Source organism: Saccharomonospora azurea NA-128 (genome assembly GCF_000231055.2).
Lineage (GTDB): Bacteria > Actinomycetota > Actinomycetes > Mycobacteriales > Pseudonocardiaceae > Saccharomonospora > Saccharomonospora azurea.
Genome location: NZ_CM001466.1, coordinates 1,945,916 through 1,950,023, shown reverse-complemented (window position 1 = coordinate 1,950,023; position 4,108 = coordinate 1,945,916). Strand labels below are relative to the sequence as shown.

General features: G+C 67.5%; 3 protein-coding genes. All 3 read left to right on the top strand.

The genetic code is table 11. From position 1 onward, the window contains the following. Positions 1–325 (top strand): ComF family protein (locus tag SACAZDRAFT_RS08805; protein ID WP_005440746.1); only part of this gene is annotated, 325 nt, incomplete at its 5' end. 381 nt (positions 326–706) lie between these two features. Continuing rightward, on the top strand, positions 707–1,384 hold the full coding sequence (hpf, locus tag SACAZDRAFT_RS08800; RefSeq protein ID WP_005440745.1) for a ribosome hibernation-promoting factor, HPF/YfiA family: 678 nt from the start codon (positions 707–709) through the stop codon (positions 1,382–1,384). Positions 1,385–1,570: 186 nt separating this feature from the next. Further along, positions 1,571–4,108, top strand: a 2,538-nt coding sequence (secA, locus tag SACAZDRAFT_RS08795) for a preprotein translocase subunit SecA (RefSeq protein WP_082245338.1), incomplete at its 3' end; no start/stop codon positions are given.

The window sequence follows — 4,108 nt, the reverse complement described above, 5'->3', positions numbered from 1 at the left end:
CCCGGCGCTGCGGTTGTCCCCACGGGCCCGCGACGCCGTGGGGCTCGACCGCGCCGCCCGGGTGGCCAACCTGCGGGGCCGCGTCCACGTCGACCCGAGGGGAGTGCCGGACCCGGGCACGCCCGTGGTTCTCCTGGACGACGTGGTCACGACCGGAGCCACGCTCGACGCGTGTGCCCGGGTCCTCACCGCCCACGGGCTCGACGTGACCGCGGCGCTGACGCTCACGGCGGCGTCGCGCACGTTCGGAGGCGCCCGAGTGAAACCTCGCAACTTGTCACCCACACGGGTAGTCGGGGAACTGAAGACGGGGGGCCGTCGTTGACCGGATATGACGCAGCCCACGGTCACTCAGAGCCAGGCCAGGGTATGTCGACTGCGTCACCGGTATGAACTTTCCACCGGTGCGCTGCTCCGAACGGGAATCGACGACACCGTCGCAACCCGGGTTTCACCTCGTACCGTCACCGTCCCCCGGTTCCGGGTATCCCCCGCCGCGGGGACTGTTGCGGTGACGCCGCGAGGGCTACCGTGCAGCGCTAACGGACGTCCCGGCCGTAGGGGAGGTGAACAGTCGATGTCCCCGGTGCCGGAGCCCTGACACGGCGCGGATGCCCGATATCTGCCGCATCCGGTGTCGCCGTCGCTTCGGTGCCAGTGGTCGCCCATTTCAACACTCGCACGTAGGTAAGCGAGGAGGTCGTGAATGGACATCGTCATCAGGGGTCGCAACGTGGAGGTTCCCGAGCACTATCGGGTGCACGTCGCCGACAAGATGGCCCGACTGGAGCGTTACGACAGGAAGGTCATCCGTTACGAGGTCGAACTCTTCCACGAGCCCAACCCGAGGCAGGCCAAGAACTGCCAGCGCGTCGAAATCACCGGTAGGGGTAAGGGCCCGATCGTCCGAGCCGAGGCTCGGGCGGGCGACTTCTACGCCGCACTCGATTCCGCGATCAGCAAGCTCGAGAGCCGGCTCCGTCGCATGCACGACCGGCGGCGAGTCCATTACGGACGGCGAGCACCCGAGTCGCTCGCCGAGGCCACCGCGGCCGGAGCGCTGTCCGCGACGCCGTCGAACCGTGGCCGCTCGGCGACCGCGGTGCTCGAGGCACCTGCCGACACCGAGGCCGACCAGGCGGTGTCGTCCGACGCTCTGGGAGTACCCGAGCCGCGCTGGGACGACGGCGTCGCTCCGAGCCAGCCCGGGCGAGTGGTCAGGGAGAAGCAGCACTCGGCCGAACCGATGACGATCGACGAAGCCCTCTACCAAATGGAACTCGTGGGACACGATTTCTATCTCTTCAACTGCGCCGACACCGGAAAGCCGAGCGTTGTGTACCGCCGGAAGGGTTTCGACTACGGGGTGATACGACTGGGCTGACGGCGCGGGCGGCCTGGTGTACCGGGCCGCCCGCTGCCGATTTTTCGATTCGGCGGCCCGCGCGACGTCGACGCGCGGGCCGCCGCGTGCACGTGGGCCTGCACATTCCCTACGATGGGGGTGCTGCCCGGCGCCCTGCTGGGGTGCTACGACGTCCACACAGACACCGCTAGCGAGGTCGACCCGATGCTTCTGAACCGCCTGCTCCGTGCGGGCGAGGGCAAGATGGTGAAGCGGCTGCGCCGTATCGCCGACCACGTCAACACCCTCGAAGACGACGTCAAGGACCTTTCGGACGCCGAGCTGCAGGCGAAGACCGACGAGTTCCGGAAACGGCACGCCGACGGCGAGTCGTTGGACGAACTGCTGCCGGAAGCCTTCGCCGTGGTGCGAGAGGCCGCGACGCGCGTTCTCGGTCAGCGGCATTACGACGTCCAGTTGATGGGTGGCGCGGCGCTGCATCTCGGCCAGGTCGCCGAGATGAAGACCGGTGAGGGCAAGACGCTCACCAGCCTTCTGCCCGTCTACCTCAACGCGCTGCCCGGCAAGGGCGTGCACGTCGTCACCACGAACGACTACCTGGCACAGCGTGACTCCGAGTGGATGGGCCGGGTGCACCGGTTCCTCGGGCTGGAGATCGGTGTCATCCGGTCCGAGTTGACGCCCGCCGAGCGCAAGCGCGCGTACGCCGCCGACATCACCTACGGGACGAACAACGAGTTCGGCTTCGACTACCTGCGCGACAACATGGCGTGGAGCCTCGACGACTGCGTGCAGCGCGGGCACTACTTCGCCATCGTCGACGAGGTCGACTCGATCCTCATCGACGAGGCCCGGACGCCGCTGATTATCTCCGGCCCGGCCGACCAGTCGTCCCGCTGGTACGTCGAGTTCGCGCGGATCGCGCCGCTCATGAAGAAGGACGTCCACTACGAGGTGGACGAGCGCAAGCGCGCCGTGGGTGTCACCGAGCTCGGTGTGGAGTTCGTCGAGGACCAGCTCGGTATCGAGAACCTCTACGAGGCCGCGAACACGCCGCTGGTCGGGTTCCTCAACAACGCCCTCAAGGCCAAGGAGCTCTACCGCAAGGACAAGGAGTACATCGTCCGCAACGGCGAGGTGCTCATCGTCGACGAGTTCACGGGCCGCATCCTCGCCGGGCGCCGGTTCAACGAGGGCATGCACCAGGCGATCGAGGCGAAGGAACGCGTCGAGATCAAGGCCGAGAACCAGACGCTCGCCACGATCACGCTGCAGAACTACTTCCGCCTCTACGAGAAGCTCGCCGGCATGACGGGTACCGCCGAGACCGAGGCGGCGGAGTTCCACCAGACCTACAAGCTGGGTGTCGTCCCGATCCCGACCAACCGCCCGATGGTGCGAGTCGACCAGGCCGACCTCATCTACAAGACCGAGGAAGCGAAGTTCGAGGCGGTCGCCGACGACATCGCCGAGCGGCACGAGAAGGGTCAGCCGGTCCTCGTCGGCACGACGAGCGTCGAGAAGTCCGAGTACCTGTCGAAGCTGCTGCTCAAGCGCGGTGTGCCGCACGAGGTCCTGAACGCGAAGCAGCACCACCGCGAGGCGCTCATCGTCGCTCAGGCGGGCCGCCGAGGCGCGGTCACGGTCGCGACGAACATGGCCGGTCGAGGCACCGACATCGTGCTCGGTGGCAACCCCGACATCATCGCCGACCAGGTGCTGCGCGACCGCGGTCTCGACCCGGTGGAGAACTCCGAGGAGTACGAGGCCGCCTGGCCGAAGGTGCTGGAGGAGGTCACCGCCGAGTGCAAGGAGGAGGCCGAGGCGGTCCTGGAGGCCGGCGGCCTCTACGTGCTCGGCACCGAGCGGCACGAGTCGCGGCGCATCGACAACCAGCTACGGGGTCGCGCCGGTCGTCAGGGTGACCCGGGTGAGTCGCGCTTCTACCTGTCGCTGGGCGACGAGCTGATGCGGCGCTTCAACGCCGCCATGGTCGAGCGCGTCATGACCACCATGCGCCTGCCCGACGACGTGCCGATCGAGCACAAGATGGTCTCCAGGGCGATCAAGAGCGCTCAGACGCAGGTCGAGCAGCAGAACATGGAGATCCGCAAGAACGTCCTCAAGTACGACGAGGTGATGAACCAGCAGCGCAAGGTGATCTACGCCGAGCGCCGCCGGGTGCTGGAGGGCGAGAACCTGCGCGAGCAGGTCGAGAACATGATCACCGACGTCGTCTCGGCCTACGTCGACGGCGCCACCGCCGACGGTTACGCCGAGGACTGGGACCACGCGAAGCTGTGGACGGCGCTCAAGACGCTGTACCCGGTCGGGGTGACCTGGGAAGAGATCATCGAGGAGAACGAGGACGTCGACGCGGATCGGCTGCGCGAGATCCTCGTGGCCGACGCCCTCCGGGCGTACGACCAGCGCGAGGCCGACCTCGACGAGAAGGTCGCCGAAGGCGCGATGCGCGAGCTGGAGCGCCGGGTCGTGCTGTCCGTTCTCGACCGCAAGTGGCGCGAGCACCTCTACGAGATGGACTACCTCAAGGAGGGCATCGGGCTGCGGGCGATGGCGCAGCGCAACCCGCTGGTCGAGTACCAGCGCGAGGGCTTCGACATGTTCAACGCGATGCTCGACTCGTTGAAGGAAGAAGCCGTCGGCCTGATGTTCAACCTGCAGGTGCAGCAGGCGGAGCAGCAGGAGCAGGCGCCCGCACAGGCGCAGCAGCCGAGTGCG